The 23,927-nt window shown below is 72.0% G+C and carries 20 protein-coding genes; 14 read left to right on the top strand and 6 right to left on the bottom strand.

From position 1 onward, the window contains the following. Positions 1-59: 59 nt before the first annotated feature. On the bottom strand, positions 60-860 hold the full coding sequence (locus OIE74_RS21830) for a GntR family transcriptional regulator (protein WP_329386221.1): 801 nt from the start codon (positions 858-860) through the stop codon (positions 60-62). A 449-nt stretch (positions 861-1,309) separates the two neighbouring features. Here OIE74_RS21830 and OIE74_RS21825 point away from each other — a divergent pair, with 449 nt between their 5' ends. After that, positions 1,310-1,702, top strand: coding sequence for a hypothetical protein (locus tag OIE74_RS21825; protein WP_329386219.1), 393 nt, complete (start codon positions 1,310-1,312; stop codon positions 1,700-1,702). A 61-nt stretch (positions 1,703-1,763) separates the two neighbouring features. Here the strand turns inward: OIE74_RS21825 and OIE74_RS21820 are convergent, their stop codons facing one another. Then, positions 1,764-2,663: a DUF3027 domain-containing protein gene (locus tag OIE74_RS21820; RefSeq protein WP_329386217.1), complete on the bottom strand. Its 900-nt coding sequence runs from the start codon at positions 2,661-2,663 to the stop codon at positions 1,764-1,766. 418 nt (positions 2,664-3,081) lie between these two features. Here OIE74_RS21820 and OIE74_RS21815 point away from each other — a divergent pair, with 418 nt between their 5' ends. The 5 genes from OIE74_RS21815 to OIE74_RS21795 all read left to right on the top strand — a co-directional run bounded on the left by OIE74_RS21815 (position 3,082) and on the right by OIE74_RS21795 (position 7,731). Beyond that, the gene (locus tag OIE74_RS21815) at positions 3,082-4,431 is read left to right on the top strand and encodes an MFS transporter (protein ID WP_329386216.1); all 1,350 of its coding nucleotides are present in this window, start codon (positions 3,082-3,084) and stop codon (positions 4,429-4,431) included. A 27-nt stretch (positions 4,432-4,458) separates the two neighbouring features. After that, positions 4,459-4,950 (top strand): DUF2771 domain-containing protein, encoded by a 492-nt coding sequence (locus OIE74_RS21810; protein ID WP_329386214.1) that lies wholly within the window; start codon positions 4,459-4,461, stop codon positions 4,948-4,950. 72 nt (positions 4,951-5,022) lie between these two features. Further along, positions 5,023-5,715: a futalosine hydrolase gene (locus OIE74_RS21805; RefSeq protein WP_329386212.1), complete on the top strand. Its 693-nt coding sequence runs from the start codon at positions 5,023-5,025 to the stop codon at positions 5,713-5,715. Then, positions 5,700-6,569 (top strand): 1,4-dihydroxy-6-naphthoate synthase, encoded by an 870-nt coding sequence (locus tag OIE74_RS21800; RefSeq protein WP_329386210.1) that lies wholly within the window; start codon positions 5,700-5,702, stop codon positions 6,567-6,569. Before OIE74_RS21805 ends, OIE74_RS21800 begins: the two co-directional genes overlap by 16 nt. Positions 6,570-6,684: 115 nt before the next feature. After that, on the top strand, positions 6,685-7,731 hold the full coding sequence (locus tag OIE74_RS21795) for a questin oxidase family protein (RefSeq protein WP_329386208.1): 1,047 nt from the start codon (positions 6,685-6,687) through the stop codon (positions 7,729-7,731). Between the two features lie 213 nt (positions 7,732-7,944). On the opposite strand, the gene OIE74_RS21790 is transcribed toward OIE74_RS21795, so the two are convergent. Next, the gene (locus OIE74_RS21790; RefSeq protein WP_329386206.1) at positions 7,945-8,328 is read right to left on the bottom strand and encodes a cold-shock protein; all 384 of its coding nucleotides are present in this window, start codon (positions 8,326-8,328) and stop codon (positions 7,945-7,947) included. 167 nt (positions 8,329-8,495) lie between these two features. On the opposite strand from OIE74_RS21790, the gene OIE74_RS21785 reads away from it, so the two are divergent. Then, positions 8,496-8,789, top strand: a complete 294-nt coding sequence (locus OIE74_RS21785) for a hypothetical protein (RefSeq protein ID WP_329386205.1) — start codon at positions 8,496-8,498, stop codon at positions 8,787-8,789. Here the strand turns inward: OIE74_RS21785 and OIE74_RS21780 are convergent. Then, positions 8,744-9,439: an HAD family hydrolase gene (locus OIE74_RS21780; RefSeq protein ID WP_329386203.1), complete on the bottom strand. Its 696-nt coding sequence runs from the start codon at positions 9,437-9,439 to the stop codon at positions 8,744-8,746. The two genes, OIE74_RS21785 and OIE74_RS21780, sit on opposite strands and share 46 nt — an antisense overlap. A gap of 107 nt (positions 9,440-9,546) precedes the next feature. Between OIE74_RS21780 and OIE74_RS21775 the strand changes: the two genes are divergently transcribed. The 3 genes from OIE74_RS21775 to OIE74_RS21765 are packed head-to-tail and all read left to right on the top strand — an operon-like array spanning position 9,547 to position 12,505. Next, positions 9,547-10,581 carry a FecCD family ABC transporter permease gene (locus OIE74_RS21775; protein ID WP_329386201.1) on the top strand — a complete coding sequence of 345 codons (1,035 nt, stop codon included), beginning with the start codon at positions 9,547-9,549 and terminating at the stop codon, positions 10,579-10,581. Continuing rightward, on the top strand, positions 10,578-11,687 hold the full coding sequence (locus tag OIE74_RS21770; protein WP_329386199.1) for a FecCD family ABC transporter permease: 1,110 nt from the start codon (positions 10,578-10,580) through the stop codon (positions 11,685-11,687). The genes OIE74_RS21775 and OIE74_RS21770 overlap by 4 nt, the downstream gene beginning before the upstream one ends. Before the next feature lie 8 nt (positions 11,688-11,695). Continuing rightward, positions 11,696-12,505, top strand: coding sequence for an ABC transporter ATP-binding protein (locus tag OIE74_RS21765; RefSeq protein ID WP_329392381.1), 810 nt, complete (start codon positions 11,696-11,698; stop codon positions 12,503-12,505). A gap of 22 nt (positions 12,506-12,527) precedes the next feature. Here OIE74_RS21765 and OIE74_RS21760 read toward each other — a convergent pair whose 3' ends face one another. After that, a complete protein-coding gene (locus OIE74_RS21760; protein ID WP_329386197.1) occupies positions 12,528-13,523 on the bottom strand; it encodes a hypothetical protein in 996 nt (331 codons plus the stop codon). Between the two features lie 91 nt (positions 13,524-13,614). Further along, positions 13,615-14,463, bottom strand: a complete 849-nt coding sequence (locus tag OIE74_RS21755) for a nitroreductase/quinone reductase family protein (protein WP_329386195.1) — start codon at positions 14,461-14,463, stop codon at positions 13,615-13,617. Positions 14,464-14,829: 366 nt separating this feature from the next. Here OIE74_RS21755 and OIE74_RS21750 point away from each other — a divergent pair, with 366 nt between their 5' ends. From OIE74_RS21750 to OIE74_RS21735, 4 genes are all read left to right on the top strand, one after another. After that, entirely contained in the window at positions 14,830-17,412 is a 2,583-nt protein-coding gene (locus OIE74_RS21750) for a helicase C-terminal domain-containing protein (RefSeq protein ID WP_329386193.1), read from the top strand. Positions 17,413-17,600: 188 nt separating this feature from the next. Continuing rightward, a complete protein-coding gene (locus tag OIE74_RS21745; protein WP_329386191.1) occupies positions 17,601-17,888 on the top strand; it encodes a DUF1360 domain-containing protein in 288 nt (95 codons plus the stop codon). 34 nt (positions 17,889-17,922) lie between these two features. Further along, positions 17,923-18,075: a DUF7196 family protein gene (locus OIE74_RS21740; RefSeq protein ID WP_329386189.1), complete on the top strand. Its 153-nt coding sequence runs from the start codon at positions 17,923-17,925 to the stop codon at positions 18,073-18,075. A gap of 325 nt (positions 18,076-18,400) precedes the next feature. Next, the gene (locus tag OIE74_RS21735) at positions 18,401-23,905 is read left to right on the top strand and encodes a beta strand repeat-containing protein (RefSeq protein WP_329386187.1); all 5,505 of its coding nucleotides are present in this window, start codon (positions 18,401-18,403) and stop codon (positions 23,903-23,905) included. The last annotated feature ends 22 nt before the right edge of the window (positions 23,906-23,927 follow it).

The following is a 23,927-nucleotide window of genomic DNA, read 5'->3' as shown; positions in this document are numbered from 1 at the left end:
CACCGGTTGGCCGGCAGTCTTTCCTCCGGCAGGCAGCAGTGCTTTGGTGCGTCCGGGGTTCAGTCGTCCAGGTCGATGACGAAGTCAACGACCGTGGTGTCCCCTCTGCGCACGATCGGATGTGCGACCTCCACGACGCGTCCGGTGTCCGCGATGTGCCGTCGGGTGTACCGCAGCACCGGGACCCCGGCACCGACACGCAGTGTCGCGGCTTCGGCATCGGTCGGCATCGCCGCCGTGAAACTCTCGGTGACGCGGTTGACATGGATGCCCAGGCTGCCGAGCTGCGCGCGCGTGCCACCGGGCCACGGCTCGTTGATCGGATCCGCCACGGGTGTACCGGCGACATCGGACCAGCGCACGTAGCTGGTGGACATCTGCGTCGGCTCGTCGTTGTCGTGGGAGACGAAGTGCCGGGCGAGAAGCCGTTCGCCGGGCTCGCACTCGAACAGCGCGGCCAACTCCGCGTTGGCCTGGACCCGTTCGAAGCGCTTGTCGAGCCGGTACTCGGACCACCCGATGCCCTGGTCGCGGGTGTACGGCGTGGCCCTGGCGCCGGGCGCGGTGCGATACCGGTCGGCGGCCATACGGTGAACGGGCGGCTGCGGCCTCACCCGCGTCCCGGCCCTCGCCTTGGACTCGATCAGCCCCTCGTTGCGGAGCAGGCTGAGCGCGTTGCGGATGGTCGTCTCCGATACGCGGTACGCCTCGCACAGCTCGGGGAGCGTGGGCAGCCGGTCGCCGGGTCCGTACTCGCCGGAGGAGATACGGCGCCGCAGGTCAGCGGCGATCCGCAGGTACTCGGGCTGTGCCACCGCCACACCACCGTCCTCAATGATCGCGTCAATCTGTACACACATACTCTCGCCTCCCGCTTGACCAGCGCCAACTCGCGACAATCTGAGTACAGAAAGAAGTTATCCGTACTCAGATAGCTACCGAAGCCGAGGGGTAGCCATGCCCGAATCGGGACACACCTGGCGCCTGGTCTTCAAGGGCCACCCTGCCGAGGCCGCCCGCGTCCGCCGGTGGACCAGGGGTCGTCTCACGCACGATGACGCCCCCGCCGTCGCGAACGAACTGTTCATCGCCGTCCTCGCCAGCTCGCCCGCCCGCCGCCCCGAGTCATCGAGATCACCATCTCGACCGCGGGCCGACGCGCGCGCATCACCGCCGACGGCACCTACCGCCTGCCCGTGGTCCAGACCTACGGACCGGGCGATCTCATCATCGACCGGCTGTCACAGTCGTCCGGCGTCACCGCCGACGGGTACGGGCTGTGGGCCCAGTCCCACCAGGAGTTGACCTGATGCCCGACGAGACACAGACCCGGCCGGCAGGACTGGCACCGACGTGCCGGACAGAGGAGCAGGCCGTGATCGGCGAGATGCCGCCGGAAGTGGGAGCCTCGGTTCTCGACACCGCCGTGGGCAGGTTGGCCGAGTACCGGGGGACGGTCGGCGGGCTGTGGCGGTTGCGGGCGTTTCTCGGGGCGGAGGAATGGGACGCACGTCCCGACGATGTACGGCGGACCGAAGTCGGCCCGCACGCGAAGGGTGCCGACGCCAAGCCCGAAGAGTGCGAAGAGTGCGACGCCTGGTGGTGGGCCGAGCAACTTGCCTTGGATGAAGGTGCGTTGAGCGAAGCCGTCGACTGCCGCATCTACCTCGGGCGGCATCGATACGTGGCGCACGTGCCGTAACGGGCAGACTGTGGCGCCGTGAACGCCTCCGCGATCACCGAAGCCCCGGCCGGACGCGGGCCTAACTCCCCTCGCCCGGCGCCCCCAGCGGGAACGCGTCCGCGCCCAGTTCGTCCAGTACGTGCGGTGCCGGGCGGGGTGGGGTCGGCATGACCGCCGCTTCCGAGTGGCCGCCGCAGCCGTAGGCCAGGGAGACCACCCGGCCGTCCGCCGGGGAGAACTCGTTCGCGCAGACACCGAACGCCTGCCGCAGCGAGCCCGCCAGTGGCAGGAGGAAGCCGCACGATACGCAGGGCGCGGGTGCCGCCTGGGCCATGGGGGTCTTGGCGCCGAAAGCCTCGTCCCAGCGGTCCGCCGCGATGTGGAGGCCGTACCGGGACAGCACTCTGGCGCGGCGCATGCCCAGTTCCTCGGCGACCGACGCGATCGTGCCGCGGACGGTGAGCGGTGTGCCCTCGTCGGCGAGTACGCCGCGGTCCGTCTCCTCCGCGTCCTCCGCCTCGACCAGCTCCGCCAGCGCCTGCGGGGTGACTGCGTCGGGCACCGCCGAGTTCGGCGGGGGCGTGTCCTCGCCGCTGTAGCCGGGCTCCAGGCGCAGATCCTGCGCCTCGGTCGGCAGCAGATCGCCGGGGCCCATGTCCCCGGGACGCAGCCGGTCGCTCCACGGCACCCATTCGGGGGCCTGGAGGGAGTCGGGGCCGGGCAGCAGCACCGTTTCGTCAAGGGTGACGAGCTTGGCGCGGGACGCCCGCGCGACCGTCACCGCCCAGCGCCAGCCGCGGTAGCCCATCTCCTTGCATTCGAAGAGATGCGTGACTACACGGTCACCCTCGGACACCACCGCCACATGTTCACCGACGACACCGGGCGCGGCAGCGTCCTCGGCCGCCGACCTCGCGAGGTCCACCGCCTCGGCACACAGGCGGTCGGGGGTTCGGCTTCGAGTCGTCGCAGCACTCACAGGTCTCGCTTCTCTCCTACGCCGTTTCACGGGTGCGCCGGCCGATTCACGATGTACGGGCCGAGGGCGGAGCGGACCAGAGGGCCGCATCGACGTCCACGCCCGACTTCTCCCGGGCACACCTACCGTCAACCATTCTGCGGGATGACAAAGAGGCGCGCGGCCGAGAACAACCGCCGGTGGCGCGCTACGCACGCTACCCCCTCCACCGCCCGCCGCCCACCTGCACGCCCCCTTTCCCGGAGTTCGGGCAGCCCGCGGGCGGTGCGAGACCCCGGGAAAGACTCCGCGACAGTCGGTGGACGGGGCACCGGAGCCGCCGTGAAATCTCGGCAAAGTAATGAGAAGAACAGCTGAAGTCCGCGCGTCAGGGACGTCACGGGCGTTCCGCCACGCGAAGTGGGGGCACTATGACGGGGTGGCAGCCGTCAGGTCGTCCGAGCGCTCCGGTCCGCTCCGCAGAGTGGGGCGGACGGTCGGGCGTGCCCTGCACCTGCCGTTCACCGGCACCGCGAAGGGCATCCGCAAGGCCACGCACGCGCACGGCGCGGGCGAGTCCGGCCTCGGCAGGCTGATCGAACTGCACGCCGTGAACGGCGCGGGTGACGTCATGATCACCGTCGCCCTCGCGTCGACGGTCTTCTTCTCCGTACCGACCGACGAGGCCCGTGGCCGCGTCGCCCTCTACCTCGCCGTCACCATGGCCCCCTTCACGCTCCTGGCCCCGGTGATCGGCCCGCTCCTCGACCGCATCCCGCACGGCCGCCGGGCCGCGATGGCCGGCGCCATGCTGACCAGGGCGCTGCTCGCGCTGACCATGTCGGGCGCGGTCGCGACCGGCGGCCTGGAGCTGTATCCGGCCGCGCTGGGCGTGCTCGTCGCGTCGAAGGCTTACGGAGTCGTCCGCAGCGCCGTCGTGCCACGGCTGCTGCCACCGAATTTCCCCCTGGTCCGGGCCAATTCCCGGGTGACGCTCGCGGGCCTGCTCGCGACGGGCGCGGCGGCCCCGATCGGGGCCGGCCTCCATCAGATCGGCCCACAGTGGCCGCTGTACGGCGCGTTCCTCATCTTCGCCGCGGGCACCTTCCTGGCGTTCACGATGCCGCCGAAGGTGGACTCCGCGAAGGGCGAGCGCAAGATGCAGCTCGTGGCGCGCGGGAGCAAGAAGCGGCCGAGTCTGCGCACGGTCGGCCCGTCCGTCTTCAACGGCCTCCAGGCGAACGCGTCGCACCGCGCGCTCTCCGGCTTCCTGATCTTCTTCCTGGCGTTCCTGCTGCGCCAGCACCCGTTGGCGGGGCAGAGCGCCGCCGTCTCGCTGGCCATCGTGGGTGTCTGCGCGGGCACGGGCAACGCGATCGGTACGGCGGTGGGCGCCTGGCTCAAGGCCCGCGCGCCCGAGGTGATCATCGCGACCGTGCTGGGTCTCGCCCTCACGGCGGCGATCTTCGCGGCGGTGTTCTTCGGCGGCCTGACGATCGCGGTGCTCGCCACCACGGCCGGTTTCACCCAGGCCCTCTCGAAGCTGTCGCTGGACGCGTGCATCCAGCGGGACGTCCCGGAGGAGGTCCGTACGTCCGCCTTCGCGCGCGCCGAGACGGCGCTCCAGATGTCCTGGGTGGTGGGCGGCGCGATCGGTATCGCCCTGCCGCTCAACGGGGTGCTCGGCATGTCGGTGGCCGCCGGTCTGGTGGCGACCGGGGCGGCCTTCTCCGTACGGGGGCTGCTCGGCGCGGCCCGGCACGGCGCGCCGCACCCGCGCGCCGCCTGAGCCCGGCCGGGCGATAGCCTTCGGCCCATGACCGCTGCGTTTATCTCTGCCAGGGCCCGCCGGACCGGTGTCGCGCTCGGCGCCGTCTCCGCGGGCCTGCTCGCCCTCTCGGCCTGCGACAAGCCCACGCCGCTCGCGACGGTGACGGTCGGTACGGACACCGTGCACTCCGAGGCCGTCTGCTACAACGACGGCAAGTCGCTGGGCGACGAGGCCGTGCTCAGGAGGTGCCTCAACGACACCTCGGAACGCAAGACGGTCACGGTCTCCCCCGACGAGCGCATCCACTTCGGTGTCGACCCGGAGATCGCGGACAACGGCTGGACCTTCTACGTCGAGGGCCAGCGGGCCGAGCCCCAGCCGGACAAGAACACCTTCCGCACCATCCAGGCGGGCTCGTTCTTCGCCTCGCAGACCGGCGAGCTCATCGATGCCGTGAATCTGAGCATCGTCGAGACGAGCGAGAAGGAGCGGGCCGTGACCGGGGTCTGGAACTTCGAGCTGAAGCGGGAATCCTGACCCGTCCCGGCCGGACCGGGCCCGTTCCGACGCGTCCCGGCCCGTTCTGATCGTGTCAAGGGAGGGGCGTTCGTGCGCGTACTGGTGGTGACGGCCGTTCAGGCCGAGGCCGACGCGGTCTCGGACGGGCTCGGGGCGGCCACGGAGCGCCGTCTGCCCGGCGGTTACGTCCTGGCCTCCCACTCCGGCGCCGATGTGCTGGCCGCCGGGGTCGGACCTGCGGCAGCGGCGGCCGGTACGGCGACGGCCCTCGCGGTTGCATCCCCGTACGACCTGGTGATCTCCGCCGGTATCGGCGGCGGGTTCCAGCCGCTCGCCCCGGTCGGCTCCCTGGTGGTGGCGGACGCGATCGTCGCCGCCGACCTCGGCGCCGAGACGCCCGAGGGTTTCCTCCCGGTGGACGAGCTGGGCTTCGGCCGCACCGTCCACCACCCGCCGCCGGAACTCGCCGCCCGCGTCGCGGGTCTTCTGGACGCCGTCCACGCGCCGGTGCTCACCGTCTCCACCGTGACCGGATCGGCGGCCCGTGCCGCCGAACTGACGGCACGTCACCCGCGCGCCGCCGCCGAGGCCATGGAGGGTTTCGGCGTCGCGGAGGCCGCGGCGGCGTACGCGGTGCCGGTGGTCGAGATCCGCGCGGTCTCCAACGCCGTTGGCCCGCGCGACCGTTCGGCCTGGCGCATCGGCCAGGCGCTGGATGCGCTGCGGTACGCCTGCCGCCAACTCAGCCCCGTCTTCGAGAAATCGCCATGGGAGTCGCCATGAGGCACGCCGCCGTACCACCCCTGCGGATCGCGTACTCGCCCTGTCCCAACGACACGTTCGTCTTCGACGCCTGGGCGCACGGCCGGGTGCCGGGCGCGCCCGAGCTGGACGTGACGTTCGCGGACATCGACATCACCAACGGCATGGCCGAGCGCGGCGAGCTGGACGTGCTGAAGGTGTCGTACGCCGTGCTGCCGTGGGTCCTCGACGAGTACACGCTGCTGCCGTGCGGCGGGGCGCTCGGCCGCGGGAACGGCCCGCTGGTCCTGACCCGGGGGCCGGACGCCGACCTGACCGGTGCGACCGTCGCCGTACCGTCCGAACGCTCCACCGCCTACCTGCTGTTCAGGCTGTGGGCGGCCGATGTGCTGCCGGGCGGCGTGGGCCGGATCGTGGTCATGCCCTTCAACGAGATCATGCCGGCGGTGCGCGACGGCAAGGTCGACGCGGGACTCGTCATCCACGAGGCGCGCTTCACCTACCAGGACTACGGGCTGCACAGCCTCGCCGACATGGGCGAGCACTGGGAGTCCACGACGGGCCTGCCGATCCCGCTGGGCGCGATCATCGCGAAGCGGAATCTGGGCACGGACACGCTCCAGTCGCTGGCGGATTCGGCGCGTACGTCGGTCCGGATGGCGTGGGACGACCCGGAGGCATCGCGCCCGTACGTCCGCGCGCACGCGCAGGAGATGGACCCGGCGGTGGCGGACCAGCACATCGCGCTGTACGTCAACGAGTTCACCGCGGACCTGGGCGAGGACGGCTACGCGGCGGTACGGGGCCTCCTCACGCGCGCGGCGGACGAGGGCCTGGTCCCGCAGCTCTCCCCGGACGCGCTGACCTTCGGCTGACCCGGCGGAGACAGCGCGGCCCAGGGCCTAGGGCTCGGGCCCGCGGGAGTGGTCCGCAGGGAGTGGTCCGCGCGGCCGATACGCGGGCGTACGGCACCGGCATAGCGTCGTTCGCATGACGAAGGACACGAACGGCGCGCACGACGCGAACGGCAGCGGCATTCTCGAAGAGGCCCTGGAGCGGCTGCACGCCTCCGGGCCCGAGATCTACAATTGGCGTCTCACCAACCACGCCCCCATGGTGGCCGAGGCGCTCGCCACCCACGGCCGGTCGGGGTCCGTGCACCGGTGGCTGGACGCGTACGAGGTCAGGCTCGACGACTTCCCCACCCCCGTCTCCCCCGTCACCGACGCCAACTGGCGCGAGGCGCTGGGCGACACGCGCCGGGGCGCCGACTGGATCGCGTACTTCCTGCGGGCGATCGAGGAGCGGCCCTGGCGCGATGTGCTCGCCCAGTGGTGGCCCCGGCTGCTGCCGGGCCTGTACGGCGGTGCCACGCACCCGGTGATCCGGGTCGGCCACGCCGTACGCGTCATCACCAAGAGCGGCGAGAACGCGCCACGCCTCGCCGAACTCGCCCACGGACTCGGCTACTGGGCCGCCCGCCACCGACCGGTCGCCGGCCTCACCCCGCTCCCCGGCGCCCCGGACGCCGACGGCGCGCTCGACGCCGTACCGCCGATCGCCGACTTCACGGGCGGCTTCACGGACCGGCTCCCCCGGGTGGACCGGCTGCCGGTCTGGTCGGCGGACGTCACCGACCCGGACGAGGCGCGGCTACGGCTGACGGACCTGGTCCGCGCGGCGACCCACCGCTACGCCACGCACGGCCACGGCGAGCCGACGATGCTGGTCCACGCGGCGACGGCACCCAACGCCGTACTGCGCACGCTGCCCGCCCTGCCGCGCGCCCTGTGGGTGCCGAGCCTGCACGCGGCGTGGACGGCGACGGCGGCGGTGACGGCCATGTACGCGCCACCGGGACCGGCCCCGTACGCGCCGGTCACCGGCACCACCGCCGAAGAGGTCCTGGAGCGCGCTCTGGCCCACGGCGACGAACACGTCATCAAGTTCGCGGACACCGCCGTGGACGTGGGAGACGAACGGGCGCTGACCGCGGCGCTGCGGGCGGCCGACCTGAGCGAACCGCTCCCCTACTGATATCCGCGGCGAAAATCCACCGGACAGGACCTAGGGCGTGTTTGAGAAGTCCCGTCTGGCCCACGACGCCTGGCACGCGCGCTCGCCGCGTTGTCGGAGTCATCCAAGTACGTCCGGTCCATCTACGGGGCTGATCCTCCGCCTTGCGATCGCACGCACCAGACGCCGTGGGCCCCGCCCGATGGGCGGACGACGCTACTTCTCAAACACGCCCTAGACGTCCAGTTGGTCCGCGACCGCGCGCAGCAGGCCCGCGATGTTCGCGCCCTGGGCCTTGTCCGGATACCGGCCCCGCTCCAGCGTGGGGGTGATGCTCTCCAGAAGCGTCGTCAGGTCCTGGACGATCGAGGCCAGTTCGTCGGGCTTGCGGCGCTGGGCCGCGGCCACCGAGGGTGCCGGGTCGATGACGGTGACCGACAGGGCCTGGTCACCGCGCTGGCCTGCGACGACGCCGAACTCGACGCGCTGGCCCGGCTTCAGTGCGTCGATTCCGGCAGGGAGGACCGATGAGTGGACGAAGACGTCGCCGCCGTCGTCACGGGAGAGAAAGCCGAAGCCCTTCTCACGGTTGAACCACTTGACCTGGCCGGTAGGCACGTCTGTCCTCGTCCTCATATGTGTTGGGGGCGCTGGCGCGCACAAAAACGGCTCTGGATAGCACTACAGCGGGTCGGACGACCCGCCGTCCCCAAGGCTAATGGTCCAGGGGCTGGTGACAAGACGTCGCCGGTTGGTTCCTGTCCGCAGGGAACTACCCTGGTGGAGTGACTGCTACTCCTTCCTCACCCGCGCCGCGACCACCGGACCGAGCGGCCGGTCCCGGTGACCGGCTCGTGCGGATCGGCGCGATCGTCTTCATCGTCGGCGCGGTCGCCACTCTGGTGACCGTGGCCCCGCTGTTCCTCGGGACGGACCCGTTCCCGACCGTCGCCTACGCGCTCAGCATGCTGATGGGCGTCGGCTTCCTGATCGCGGGCGCCGGGCTGCTCCTGTCGATCGCCGCGCAGCGCCGTCAGGCGAGGTCCGCCACCGGGCCCTCGGGGGCGTCGGCCACGTAGGACCGCAGCCACCGCGGGAACGCCAGCAGGTCCGACAGCACCACGTCCGCGCCCGCCGCCCGGAGTTCCGCCTCGTCGCAGGGGCCCGTCGGCACCGCGACCGAGAGCGCCCCCGCCGTGCGGGCGCCCCGTACGTCGCCGATGTGGTCACCGACGTACACCCTCGCGCCGTGCTCGCGCAGCGCCTCGCCCTTCGCCTCCGCCCACAGCCAGCCGATCACCTCGTCCGGCTCCACGCCGAGATGCGCGAGGTGCAGCTTCGCGTTCGGCTCGTGCTTCGCCGTCACGACGATCGCCCGCCCGCCGAGTGCCTGGACGGCGGCGACAGCCTCGCGGGCGCCGAGCATCAGGGGCGTCGGCTTGATCGCGTGTGTGGGATAGATCTCCCTGTACCGGTCACCCATCTCGGCGATGCGGTCGGCCGGGAACCAGTGCGCCAACTCCTCGTCGAGCGGCGGACCGAGCCTGGTCACGGCCAGGTCGGCGTCGATCGGGACACCGGTCTCGGCGGAAAGTGCCAGGTAGGCGGCGTGGATGCCCGGCCGGGAGTCGATGAGCGTCATGTCGAGGTCGAAACCGACCGTCAGCGGAGGCGGGGTACGGGTCGAGGCCGGGGTCGGGACCGTGGTCGGGGCCGGAGTCGAAGTCATACAAGCATTGTGCATGGACCCCTCGGCCGCTCCGTGGCTTGATCCGGTGCATAGACTTAGCCAAGCCTTACCAAGCCGCGCCACCCTGCCCCCCCCGATTGGTCCCGATGCCAGCCGCCGCCCCGGCGAACCACCGCACCAGACGCGTTCTCGTCGCCCGCCGTATCGGCTGGACGGCCGCCGCGGCCGTGGCCCTGCTGCTCGCGATCCTGCTGAGCCTCGCGGTCGGGGCGCGCGCCGTCGCGCCGAGCGCCGTGTTCGACGCCCTGCTCAACGGGGGGCAGAGCGACGACGCCCAGGTCGTACGGCAGTTGCGGGTGCCCCGTACCGTCATCGGTCTGATGGTCGGTGCCGCGCTCGCGCTGGCCGGGACGGTCCTCCAGGGCATCACCCGTAACCCCATCGCCGACCCCGGCATCCTCGGCATCAGCCAGGGCGCGGCGGTCGGCGTCGTCATGGCCATCGCGTTCGCGGGGGTGCACACGCTGACCGGTTACGTGTGGTTCGCGTTCGCCGGCGCCGCCATCTCGTCGGTGGCGGTGTACGCGATCGCCACCCGGGGCAGAGGCGGCGCGACCCCGGTCAAACTCGCCCTCGGTGGCGCTGCGATCAACGCGCTCCTGGTCTCCGTCACGATGGGCATCCTGACGACGCGGGCGGCGGCGCTGGACGAGTTCCGCTTCTGGCAGGTGGGCTCGGTCGCGGGCCGGGACGCCGAACTGGTCGGCCAGGTCTGGCCGTTCCTCGTCGTCGGCACGGTGCTGGTGGTGTCCGTCGCGCGCGGGCTCGACGCGCTCGCGCTCGGCGAGGACGTCGCGAAGGGCCTCGGCCAGAACGTCGGGGCCGTACGCCTCGTGGGCGGCGTCGGCGCGACGGTGCTCGTCGGGGTCGGGGTCGCGGCGGCGGGCCCGATCGCGTTCATCGGCCTCGCCGTCCCGCACATCGCGCGCGCGATCGTCGGCAACGACCACCGCTGGCTGATGCCGATGGCCGCGCTCGTCGGGCCGGTGATGCTGCTGGTCGCGGACGTGGTCGGCCGGATCCTGTTCCCGCCGGGCGAGGTGCCCGCGGGCGTGATGACGGCGCTGCTGGGTGTGCCGTTCCTGGTCGCTCTCGTACGCAGGAAGGCGGTACCGGCGTGAGTGCGGGCGTCAGTACGACAGTTGACGGGAAGGTCACCGGGGCGCGCGCCGGGGTGCGGCCGGCCGGATACGCCCTCGTACGCACCCGGTTCGGCGCCCGGCGCGTGTCGTTCCTTCTGCACCGGCGCGCGGCGGTCGCCGCGGTCGTCCTGGCGCTGCTGCTCTGCCTGAGCTGTGTCGCGTACCTCAGCGTCGGCGAGAGCTTCGTGGCCCCGGCCGAGGTCGTGAAGGTGATCCTCGGACAGCCGTCGTCGGCCGAACTGGTCGTCGGCACGCTGCGGTTGCCGCGCATGGTGGTAGGTCTCCTCGTCGGCGCCGCGTTCGGCGTCTCGGGCGCGCTGATCCAGACTGTCGCGCGCAATCCGCTCGCCAGCCCCGACATCATCGGTGTCACGCAGGGCGCCAGCGTGCTGACGGTCTTCGCGATGACGTACGGCGTCACGTCGTTCACCGTCCTGCCGTACCTCTCGGTCACCGGCGGGATGCTGGCGGCCGTGCTCGTGTACGCCTTCGCCTGGCGCGGCGGGCTGCACGCCACCCGCTTCGTCCTCATCGGCATCGGTGTCGCGATCGCGCTGCGCTCGCTCACCACGCTGTTCATGACGAAGGGCGACTATCTGGTCGCGCAGCAGGCCCAGGTGTGGATGACCGGTTCGCTCAACGGCCGCGGCTGGGACGAGGCGGGGCCGCTCGGCTGGGTGCTGCTGATCCTGCTGCCGGCGGTGGCGTGGGCGGCGTACGCCCAGCGCACGGTCTCGATGGACGACGGGACGGCGACCGCGCTCGGCGTACGCCTCAGGCATATACGGCTCGGGCTCGTCCTGCTGGGTGTGGTGCTCGCCTCCGTGGCGACCGGGACGGCCGGGCCGGTGGACTTCGTGGCGCTGCTCGCGCCGCAGATCGCGCGGCGGATGACGCGTACGGCGCAGATACCGCTGCTCTGCTCGGCGCTGCTGGGCGCGGTGATCGTCGTACTCGCCGACTTGTTCGCGCGCAAGCTGTTCGCGCCCACCGAGCTGCCCGTGGGGGTGCTCACGGCGGCGGTCGGGGCGCCGTATCTGATCTGGCTGATCATCCGTAGCCGTACGGCAGGAGCTGGGGCATGAAAATGGACATGAGCAGGCTCTCGGCGCACGAGCTGACGCTCGCGTACGACGACCGCACGGTGGTCCACGAGCTCGAACTGGCCGTCCCGGACGGGCGGGTGACCGTGATCGTCGGCCCCAACGCCTGCGGCAAGTCGACGACGCTGCGCGCGCTCGGGCGGCTGCTGAAGCCGAAGAGCGGTTCGGTGCTGCTGGACGGCGCGGAGCTGGCGAGCATCCCGACGCGGAAGATCGCGCAGTCGATCGGCCTGCTGCCGCAGTCGCCGTCCGCGCCGGAGGCGATCACGGTCGCCGACCTGGTCTCCCGCGGCCGCCAGCCGCACCAGCGCTGGTGGCAGCAGTGGTCGGAGGAGGACGAGCGGGCGGTCACCGACGCGATGGCGCGTACGGACGTGACGGAGCTGGCGGAGAGGTCCGTCGACGAACTGTCGGGCGGCCAGCGGCAGCGCGTCTGGATCGCGATGGCACTGGCCCAGGAGACGGACCTGCTGCTGCTGGACGAACCGACGACGTTCCTGGACATCGCCCACCAGGTGGAGGTCCTGGACCTGATCCGCCGCCTCAACCACGACCAGGGCCGCACGGTGGTGATAGTCCTCCACGACCTCAACCAGGCGGCTCGCTACGCGGACCACCTGGTGGCGATGAAGGCCGGCCGCATCGTGGCCGAAGGCCCACCGTCGGAGGTGGTGACGGCCCCCCTGGTCCAAGAGGTCTTCGGCCTCACCTCCCTGATAATCCCGGACCCGGTGACGGGCTCCCCCCTGGTAATCCCGAGCGCGCCGTACCGTCCGGGGGACGGGGTGGAGGCGGCGTAGGGCGAGTGGCGGGCGGCGCGTGTCAGACCCGGCGGGAGCGCCAGATCAGGAAGAGGGCTGAGCTGATTGCCGCCGCCTGGAGCACCGTTGGCCAGGTGGCCGAGATCGCCTCTCCCGTCGCGCCCTCCGGGATCGCCTCGCCCCAGCGTTCCGTCGTGCGGCCCCAGATCCAGACCCCGCCCGCGACCGCCGAGGCGATCGGCAGGCCGAAGACCGCCAGTTTCGCCTCCGTGCGGGACAGGCGGCGGGAGGTGTACGCCAGGGCCCAGCCCAGCGCGAGTACCAGCCAGGAGGTGAGGACCGCGCCCACGATGAGCAGGACCGCGGCCAGCAGCAGGAACGGGTTGGTGAGGCCGAGTCCGGGGCGGGGCGGCTTTTCGGCGGGGCGGCGGAGCCGTGGCAGCAGGCGGCGGCGTTGCGGCGGCTCCGGCGCGTCCGGCGCCTCGTCGGCCTCCGCCTCCGCCGCCGCTTCCTCCTTCTCCGCGAGTTCCTCAGGCGTCGGCGGCGGCTTCAGTATCTCGGGGATCTCGACGCCGCCGACGAACCCCGAGACACCCGTCGCCCCCATCGGGCCGGGATCGACGCGCCACCAGTCCGGTTCGCCGCCGGACGTGCCGAGTTCGTGCATGGGAGCCAGGTGGGGCGGAGACGCGGCAGGTTCGACGGGGGCCACGGGCCCGCGTGTCTGCTTCGGCAGCGACGGCCCGTCCCGCCGCTCCTTCAGGAAGCCGCCCAGCGTGCCGCGCTGCTTCGGCAGACTCGGCGGCTCGGGCGCCGCCGCGGGCACCGGCTCCCCCGTCGCCGCCCCCACCACCTGGTCCGGCGTACCCAGCCGCCCCAGGATCCGGCGGACGGCGGCGGGGCTGTCGCCGCCGAACTTCCCGCGCTGCTTCTCGATCTCGCCGCGCAGCTCCGACACCAGTCTCATCCGTTCACCGGAGGGCAACTGCCGTTGCTGGGCCACGTCTCCGACCCGGCTCAGATAGTCGTAGACGAGCTGGTCGCTCTCGATCCCCACACTGCCCTCCGCACACGCACAAGCACACCCACACGTTTCTGCGGCCGATGGTGTCGCGCTCGTATCCGTACGTCCAGTGCGGCAAGGGCGGTCAGGCCGAGGGCGCGGGCCGTGCCGGTGGCCACGGCACCTCCGCCACGAGCGGCAGGATCATCTCCTCCTCGTAATCCAGGTGCGCGGTAAGCTCCGTCGTCATCTCCGCCAACTCGGCCCGGAACAGCGGAGGTTCGGCCGACCCGAGGTCCGCGAGCAGCGCCACCAGACCGTCCTGGACCCGCGCGACCGTACGGTGTTCGGCGCTCAGCCGGTCGAAGACGTCCGTCAAGTGCGGGTGGTACCGGGCGATCCCGGGAAACAGATGCCCGTCCTCGCTCGTGTGGTGGAACTCCAGCGCCTGGCAGAACGCCAGACACCGCTGCCGGATCTGGAGCCCGAGACCCGGCGCCGGCGGCTCGCCGGGACCCTCGTGGGCGGCGAGCGCCACGAAGTGCGCGTCGACGTCCGCCGTCACCAGCCGCAGCTGGGCCCGCAGATGGTCATGCACCTCCAGGATCTTGTCGGCGAGGGTCCTGACCTCGCGGGGCACCTCACCGCCCCCGGCCCCGGCCGGCTCCAACACCACGACCGGCAGGGTCCGTTCGGTCGCGGCCTGGTAGTCGCCGTACCCGGGAGCCTCCCGTACGACATACGCGAACAGCTCGTCGCGCCTGGCCCCTTCGGCCGGCACCGCGAGCGCCTCGAAGACGCGGGTGCCGATCTCCACCTCCACCGAGGGGTGGGCGAGCAGGTTGCGGTACCAGTCGGGGTGCGCGGGCGCGCCGAGGTTGGACGCGACGACCAGGAGCGAGTCGCCGTGGCGGACGTAGCCGAGCGGGGTGGTCCTGCGGGTCCCCGACCTCGCGCCGGTGGTGGTGAGCAGGAGCAGGTTGGACGTGGGCATACGTTTCTGGTTCTCCGGAAGATGAGGGCAGCCCTCGGCCGTGGCCGCGGCACGCCCGAAGGTGCCGCGCACGCCGGAACCGGCTGCGAGGAATGAGAAAGGTTCAGATACGGGTCGCGGAGTACGTACTCATGGCGCATCCCTCGGAAGAAGGGTGCTCGCCCGGTCACCGGCCCGCCCACTGCTCTTCGGCCGGCACCACGCGGCACCGCTGCCATTACAGGCAACGAGCCCGGCGGCTGTCAACCGACCCGGGCCGTCCCACCACTCGCCGCACCCCGCCGCACGCCCGGCACTCCGGCAGGCCGCCCCTCAGGGGCTAACGTGTGGCGGATGGGAATCAGCTAGCCGCCCCTGGAGGCGCACGTGTCCGAACGATCCGGCGCAACGCCCCCGCGTACGCTCGCGGAGGCCCTGCGCACCCGCGACGACGACGCGCTGGCCGCCCTCCTGCGCGCACGTCCCGACCTGCTGAGCCCCGTGCCCAACGACCTCGGCCAGCTCGCCACCCGCGCCGGCACCCGCGCATCCGTCGTACGGGCGCTGGAGCGGCTCGACCGCTTCACGCTCCAGACCGCAGAGGCGCTGGCGGCGTCGGCCGACCCCGCGTCATACGACGCGCTCCGCGCGCTGATGACCGGCGACGAGGGCGACCCTCGCGTCGAGGCGGCTCTGCCGCACGCCGTCGCCGCGCTGCGCGAGCAGGCGCTGATCTGGGGCGCCGACGACCGGCTGCGGCTGGTCCGTACCGCCCGCGAGATCCTGGCACCGTCCCCCAGCCACCCCTCCCCGACCGGCCTCGGCCCGACCGTCGCCGAAGCCACGGCGGGGATGTCGCCGGGCCGGATCCAGGAGATCATCACCACCGCCGGGCTGCCCTCCACGCACGACCCGGTCTCGGCGGTCGCCGCGCTGGCCGCGCTCTTCACCGACCGCACGCGGATGGCGGCGCTGCTCGACACCGCCCCGCCCGAGGCGCTGAGCGTGCTCGACCGGCTGGTGTGGGGGCCGCCGTACGGCGAGATCACCTCGAAGCCCGCGCCGCCCGTGCAGTGGCTGCGCGACCACGGGCTGCTGCTCCCGACCTCCACGCGCACCGTCGTGCTGCCGCGCGAGGCCGCGCTGCATCTGCGCGGCGGGCGCGCGCACCGGCACACCGAGCCGGAGCCACCGGAGATCCTGCCGCACCCGTCGACCCCGGCGGCGGGCTCGACGGGAGGCTCCGCGGCCCTCAGCCGTCCACAGGTTGTGGACAGCGCGGCGGCGGCCCAGGCGTTCACCGCGCTCGCGACGATCGAGGAGCTGGCCAAGGAGTGGAACGAGGGCGGCCCGAACGTCCTGCGCGCCGGCGGCCTCTCCGTACGCGACCTCAAACGCACCGCCACCGCGCTGGACGCCACCGAGCCCGTGACCGCGTTCTGGCTCGAACTCGCCTTCGCGGCAGGGCTGTTGGCGGCGGACGGCGAAGTGGGCGAGCGGTACGCGCCGACGCCCGCCTACGACCAGTGGCCCGACCTGCCCCCGTCCGAACGCTGGGCCCGCCTCGCCACCGCCTGGCTCGGCGCCACCCGCACGGCGGGCCTCGTCGGCGGCCAGGACAGCAAGGGCCGTACGCTCGCCGCGCTCGGCCCTGACCTGGACCGGGGCGCCGCGCCGGAGGTACGGCGCCATGTACTGGACCTGCTCGCGAGTCTCCCGGAGGGCACCGCGCCCGACCCCGAGAGCGTGCTCGCCCGGCTGCGCTGGGAGCGCCCGCTGCGCGGCGCGGTGGCGGGCCGGCCCGAGGACCTGCGGGCGCGCATCGCCGCGTGGACCCTGAACGAGGCGGAGCTGCTGGGCGTGACCGGGCGCGGGGCGCTCTCCTCGCACGGACGCGCGCTGATCGCACCGGACGGTGGGGCAACGGGGGCGCTCTCCAAGCCGGGCGCGTTCCCGAAGCCCGCTTCCCGCGTGGGCGGGCCCGTGCCCGCCGCCACCGGCGCGGAGCTCTCCGCCAACGGCCTGCACGCCGCCCGCGCGCTGGCACCGCACCTCCCCGAACCCCTCGACCACGTACTCCTCCAGGCCGACCTCACGGCCGTCGCGCCCGGCCCGCTGCTGCGTCCGCTCGCCGAGACGCTGTCCGTGCTCGCGGACGTCGAGTCGCGGGGCGGCGCGACCGTCTACCGCTTCACGCCCGCGTCCGTGCGCCGCGCGCTCGACGCCGGGCGGTCCGCGTCCGACCTGCACGCGTTCCTCACCGCGCACAGCCGCACGCCGGTGCCGCAGCCGCTCAGCTACCTCATCGACGACATGGCGCGGCGCCACGGCCATCTGCGGGTCGGCGCCGCTTCGGCGTACGTACGCTGCGACGACGAGGCCGTCCTGGACGAGATCCTCGCCGACCGCCGCTCCCAGGGCCTGGGGCTGCGCCGCCTCGCGCCGACCGTCCTCGCCGCCCAGGCCGACCCCACGACGCTGCTGGACGGGCTGCGCACGATGGGCCTCGCGCCGGCGGCCGAGTCCGCCGAGGGCGACGTCCTGATCACCCGCGCCCACGCGCACCGCACCCCGCCCCGTACGCCCCCGGCCCCCGTCCCCGACGGCCCGCCGGTGCCGGCCCCGACCCTGCTCGGCGCGGCGGTACGGGCGATCCGGGCCGGCGACCAGGCGGCGACGGTCGTCCGCAAGACGCTCCCCGAACCGGCGGCGACGGCCCCGGCCGACGGCGACCTGCCCCGCACCACATCGGCCGAGACCCTGGCCACGGTCCAGGCCGCCGCGCTGACGGGCTCGGCGCTCTGGATCGGCTACGTCAACGCGGAGGGCGCGGCGAGCCAGCGCGTGATCGCACCGGTACGGGTCGAGGGCGGCTTCGTGACGGCGTACGACCACACGGCCGACGAGGTCCGCACATACCCACTGCACCGCATCACGGGCGTCGCGGAACTGGCGGACGACCCGGCGTAGGGCCTACTTCCGGGGACGGGTGCGGACCCTGCTTTGAAGACGGCGATCACACGCGTCCGGGCCCGCGGCCCGAGGGAGTTCGCCACATAAGCACCACAACAGCACTTGATTTCCTTGCGTTTACCTGTCATGGAAATGCTTTCGCAAGGGCCTACCGCATGAATATGGGTCGTCCTACGATGAATTGCATGGAACCGGTGGTGTTTCTTTTGTCTCTCGGTGCGATTTGTCGTATCACCAGATTCATAACCAAGGACGTACTGGCTGCCGGATTGCGCACGTGGGTGGCCGATCGCTTCGGGGACGAATCCGGTCCCGCCTATCTGGTCACCTGCGGTTGGTGCACGGGGATCTGGGCCGCCGCGTCGGTCGTGCCGCTCGCCTTCCTGGCCGGCGACACCACCGTCTTCCGGGCGGTCGCCATGATCCTGACGCTGTCCTACCTGGCGGGCCTGGCGTCCACCTGGCTCGACTGAAGGAAGTACGACGGAGCACGAAGGAGGAGTTCCCATGGGATGCAACTGCGGTGCACGTGCCGGTGGACGAGGGACCATCTACCGGCTGGTCCTGCCGAACGGAGTGATGCGCGACTACCCCACCCGCCAGGAAGCCGAGGCCGCGCGGCGGCGCGGGGGCGGCACCGTCATCGTCGTCAACCAGTAGTCGCCGTACCGCCGGTGCGCTTTCCGTGAGCGGGGCGGACGGCCTTTGGGCATTCCCGCGCCGGTGGGTACCGGAGAATATCTGAATTACGCCCCCGCCCTCCCTGGGCGCTCCGCCATACGGGTTCAATTGCGTGCACCCGTATGGCGGATGAACGAGACCGGGGCGCCTACTGGGAATCGCTGGAGAGTGAATCCCCGGCGCCCGTGTTACCGGGTGAGCAATGCGCCGACACAGCTTCTTTCATTGCGGCGTGCCTTTTCCGCTCTCACCCGGAGGGCGTCGGTTCGCTCTGGCCTCGTACACTCCCAAAGGAGGCTGCACCATGGCCAGTTCCATCACCACGCTGACATCGTCTCCCAATCCCTCAGTCTGCGGGGAGTCGGTCACCTTCACCGTCCAGGTCTCCCCGGTACCGCCGGAGACCACCACCCCGACCGGCACCGTCAACGTCATCATCAGCGACGACGGGCCCACGCTCATCGGCACCCTGGACGCCGCCGGCCAGACCCAGGTCACCATCGACGACCTGAGCGTCGGCACCCACCAGGCGATCGCCGCCTACACCGGCGACAGCACCTTCGACCCGTCGTCGTCCGGCCTCGTGAACCAGGTCGTCAACGCCGCGGACACCACCACCGTCGTGACGGCCGGCCCGAACCCCTCGGTCTGCGGCGAGACCGTCACCCTCTGCGCGACCGTCACCATCGACCCGCCCGGCACGGGCACCCCGACCGGCACCGTCACCTTCACCGGCCCCGGCGGGCTGAACCAGACCGTCACTCTGGACGCCACCGGCGAGGCATGCATCACGACCACCGGGCTGGCCACCGGCACGATCACGGCCACCTACAACGGTGACGACTGCGCCGCGAGCTCCACGGGCAGTGTCGACGTCACGGTCAACCAGGCGGACACGACGACGGTGGTGACGGCTGGCCCCGACCCGTCGGTCTGTGGCCAGCCGGTCACCCTTTGCGCGACGGTCACCGTCGAGCCGCCCGGCGCCGGCGTCCCCACGGGCACGGTGACCTTCACCGGTCCCGGCGGCTTCAGCCAGACCGCCGTGCTGGACCCCGCCGGCCAGTCCTGCATCACCACCACCTCCCTGTCCACCGGCACGATCACCGCCACCTACAACGGCGACTTCTGTGCCGCGCCGTCCACCGGCACGGTCGACGTGACGGTGAACGAGGCGCTGACGAACATCGACGTCACAGTCACCCCCGACCCGTCCGTGTGCGGACAGAGCGTCACCATCTGCGCGACGGTCACCACCCAGCCACCGGGTTCGGGCACACCGACGGGCACGGTGACCTTCACGGCCGACGGCGGTCTCAACCAGACCGTCCCCCTCGACGCCGGTGGCCAGGCCTGTGTCACCACCACCTCACTGGTCACCGGAGAGGTCTCCGCTGTCTACAGCGGCGGGGGCCCGTGCTTCGCGGGCTCCGCCGAAGCGGTCGCGGTCACGGTCGACCAGGCCGCGACCACCACCTCGGTCACCGCCATCCCCGATCCGTCGGTCTGCGGCGAGCTGGTGACGGTCTGTGCGACGGTCACCATCGACCCGCCCGGCTCGGGTACGCCGACGGGGACGGTGACCTTCACCGGCCCCGGCGGGCTCAACCAGACAGTCACCCTGGACGCCGCCGGCGAGGCGTGCATCACGACCACCGCGCTGGCCACCGGCACGATCACGGCCACCTACAACGGCGACAGCTGCGCACTGAGTTCGACCGGCAGCACGGACGTGACAGTCAACCCGGCGGACACGACGACGGTGGTGACGGCCGGCCCCGACCCGTCGGTGTGCGGCCAGTCGGTGACGTTATGCGCGACGGTCACCACCGACGCCCCCGGTTCCGGGGTTCCGACGGGCACGGTGACGTTCACGGCTCCGGGCGGTTTCAGCCAGACCGCCGTGCTCGACCCCACCGGACAGGCCTGCGTGACCACCACCACGCTGACCACCGGGACGGTCACGGCCGTCTACAACGGCGCGGCGTGCTTCAACCCGTCCACCGGCACGGCAGATGTGACGGTGAACGAGGCGTCGACGACCACGGTGGTCACCGCCACCCCGAACCCGTCCGTCTGCGGCCAGACGGTGAGCCTGTGCGCCACGGTGACGACTGACCCGCCAGGTTCGGGCACCCCGACCGGCACCGTCACCTTCACCGGCCCCGGCGGGCTCAACCAGACAGTCACCCTGAACGCCACGGGCCAGGCATGCCTCACGACGACCTCCTTGTCCACCGGCACGATCACCGCCACATACAACGGTGAGGGACCCTGCTTCGCCGGCTCGTCCGGCACCGTCGCCGTCACGATCGGCCCCGCCGACACCACCACCACGGTGACGGCAGTGCCCGACCCCTCGGTCTGCGGTGAGCTGGTGACGGTGTGCGCGAGCGTCACCATCGACCCGCCAGGTTCGGGCACCCCGACCGGCACCGTCACCTTCACCGGCCCCGGCGGGCTCAACCAGACAGTCACCCTGAACGCCACGGGCCAGGCATGCCTGACCACCACCTCGCTGGAGACCGGCACGATCACGGCCACCTACAACGGCAGCTCCTGCGCCAACCCGTCCACCGGCACGGTCGACGTGACGGTGAACGAGGCGTCGACGACCACGGTGGTCACCGCGACCCCCGACCCGTCGGTGTGCGGCCAGACGGTCACATTCTGCGCGAGCGTCACCATCGACCCGCCCGGTTCGGGTACGCCGACGGGGACGGTGACCTTCACCGGCCCCGGCGGGCTCAACCAGACAGTCACCCTGGACGCCGCCGGCGAGGCCTGCTTCACCGCCCCCGCCACGCTCTCCGGCACCGTCACCGCCACCTACAGCGGCGACGACTGCGCCGCGCCCTCGACCGGCACGGTCGACGTGACGGTGAACGAGGCGCTGACGACCACGGTGGTCACCGCGACCCCCGACCCGTCGGTGTGCGGGCAGACGGTGACGGTGTGCGCGACGGTGACCACCAACGCACCAGGTTCGGGTACACCCACCGGCACGGTGACCTTCACGGGTCCGGGCGGGCTCAACCAGACGGTGAGCCTGGACCCGAGCGGCAAGGCCTGCCTGACCACCACCACCCTGGCCTCGGGCACCGTCACCGCCGTCTACAACGGCGAGGGCCCGTGCTTCGCCGCGTCCAGCGACACCGTCACGGTCACGGTCAACCCGGCCTCGACGAGCACCGCGGTCTCGCTCACGCCGAACCCGTCGGTGTGCGGGCAGTCGGTGACGGTCTGTGCGACGGTCACGACCAACGCACCAGGTTCGGGTACGCCGACAGGGACGGTGACGTTCACCGGTCCCGGCGGGCTCAACCAGACGGTCGCCGTCAACGCCGCCGGCCAGGCCTGCCTCACGACGACATCGCTGGCCACTGGCACGATCACCGCCCACTACAACGGCGCCCCGTGCTTCACCGGCTCCACCGGCACGGCCACCGCCACGGTCAACCCGGCTTCGACCACCACCGCGGTCTCGCTCACGCCAAACCCGTCGGTGTGCGGGCAGTCGGTGACGGTATGCGCGACGGTCACGACCAACGCACCAGGTTCGGGCACACCCACCGGCACAGTGACATTCACCGGCCCCGGCGGGCTCAACCAGACAGTGCCGCTGAACGCGAGTGGGCAGGCGTGCTTCACCACGACGTCGCTGGCCACCGGCACGGTCACCGCCACGTACAACGGTGCACTGTGCTTCACCGGCTCCACCGGCACGGCCACCGCCACGGTGAACGAGGCGGCGACCACCACGGCGGTCACGGCGACACCGAACCCGTCGGTGTGCGGGCAGTCGGTGACGGTATGCGCGACGGTGACCACCAACGCGCCCGGTTCGGGTACACCCACCGGCACGGTGACATTCACCGGCCCCGGCGGCCTGAACGTGACGGTGCCGCTGAACGCCGCCGGCCAGGCCTGCCTGAGCAGCACGTCCCTGGCCTCCGGCACGATCACCGCCACGTACAACGGTGAGGGTCCCTGCTTCGCGGCATCCGCGGGCTCCGTCACCCTCGTCGTCAATCCGGCCGCCACCACCACGACCGTGACGGCCACGCCGAACCCGTCCGTCTGCGGCCAGTCGGTCACGCTCTGCGCGACCGTCACCGCCAACGCGCCGGGCTCCGGCACGCCGACCGGCTCCGTCACCTTCACCGCACCCGGTGGGCTGAACGTCACGGTGCCGCTGAACGCCGCCGGCCAGGCGTGCTTCTCCAGCACCTCGCTGATCACCGGCCCCGTCACCGCCGTCTACAACGGCAGCAGCTGCTTCCTGCCGTCCACCGGCGCCGCCTCCCTCACGGTCAATCCGGCCGCCAGCACCACGACGGTGACGGCGACACCGAACCCGTCGGTGTGCGGGCAGTCGGTGACGGTGTGCGCGACGGTCACGACCAACGCACCAGGTTCGGGCACACCCACCGGCACAGTGACATTCACCGGCCCCGGCGGGCTCAACCAGACAGTGCCGCTGAACGCGAGTGGTCAGGCCTGCCTCACCACCACCTCCCTGTCCACCGGCACCGTCACCGCCCACTACAACGGCACCAGCTGCGTCAGCGGCTCCAGCGGCTCCGCCGCCGTCACCGTGAACGAGGCGGCGACCACCACGATCGTGACCGCGACCCCCGGCACGTCCGTCTGCGGTCAGTCGGTGACGGTCTGCGCCAAGGTCACCACCAACGCGCCCGGTTCGGGCACGCCCACCGGGACGGTGACGTTCACGGGCCCCGGCGGGCTCAACCAGACAGTGCCGCTGAACGCGAGTGGTCAGGCCTGCCTCACCACCACCTCCCTGTCCACCGGCACGATCACCGCCACATACAACGGTGAGGGACCCTGCTTCGCCGGCTCGTCCGGCACCGTCGCCGTCACGGTCAACCCCGCCGCCACCACCACCGCGGTCTCGCGCACGCCGAACCCGTCGGTCTGCGGGCAGTCGGTGACGGTGTGCGCGACGGTGACCACCAACGCACCAGGTTCGGGCACACCCACCGGCACAGTGACATTCACCGGCCCCGGCGGGCTCAACCAGACGGTCGCCGTCAACGCCGCCGGCCAGGCCTGCCTCACCACGACGTCGCTGGCCACCGGCACGATCACCGCCCACTACAACGGCGCCCCATGCTTCACCGGCTCCACCGGCACGGCCACCGCCACGGTCAACCCCGCCGCCACCACCACGACGGTCACGGCGACACCGAACCCGTCCGTCTGCGGGCAGACGGTGACGGTGTGCGCGACGGTCACGACCAACGCGCCCGGTTCGGGCACGCCCACCGGCACAGTGACCTTCACCGGCCCCGGCGGGCTCAACGCGACAGTCGCGCTCAACGCCGCCGGCCAGGCCTGCTTCAGCTCCACCAGCCTGTCCTCAGGCACCATCACCGCCCGCTACAACGGCGCCCCGTGCTTCGGGACGTCGACGGGTTCCGTGGTCATCAACGCGACGAGCGTGGCCACCACTCTCACGGCCGCACCCCGGCAGGTCCGGCTGCGGCTCAACGGCACCTTCGTCATCCAGACCATGAACGCGACGCTGAGGAACGCCGCGACCAACGCACCGATCCCCGGCATGACGGTGACCTTCACCGCCAACGCGGTGAGCGGGCCGATCCTGATCGGCACGGCCGTCACCGACGCCAGCGGCGTGGCGACCCTCGCCCCGCCCACCGTCACCGTTCCCAGCACCATCGTGACGGCGGCCAGCTACACGGCGTCGTTCGCCGCGGCGGGCTGCTTCGCACGGTCCTCGGTCACGGCGAGCCTGACCTTCGTCCCGATCCCGCCGGTCCCGTAACCCACCCGGCCGCACAGACCGC

The sequence above is a fragment of the Streptomyces sp. NBC_01716 genome (assembly GCF_036248275.1).
Lineage (GTDB): Bacteria > Actinomycetota > Actinomycetes > Streptomycetales > Streptomycetaceae > Streptomyces.
The sequence above is the reverse complement of the archived record's forward strand: the minus strand, read 5'-3'. Positions and strand labels throughout refer to the sequence as shown.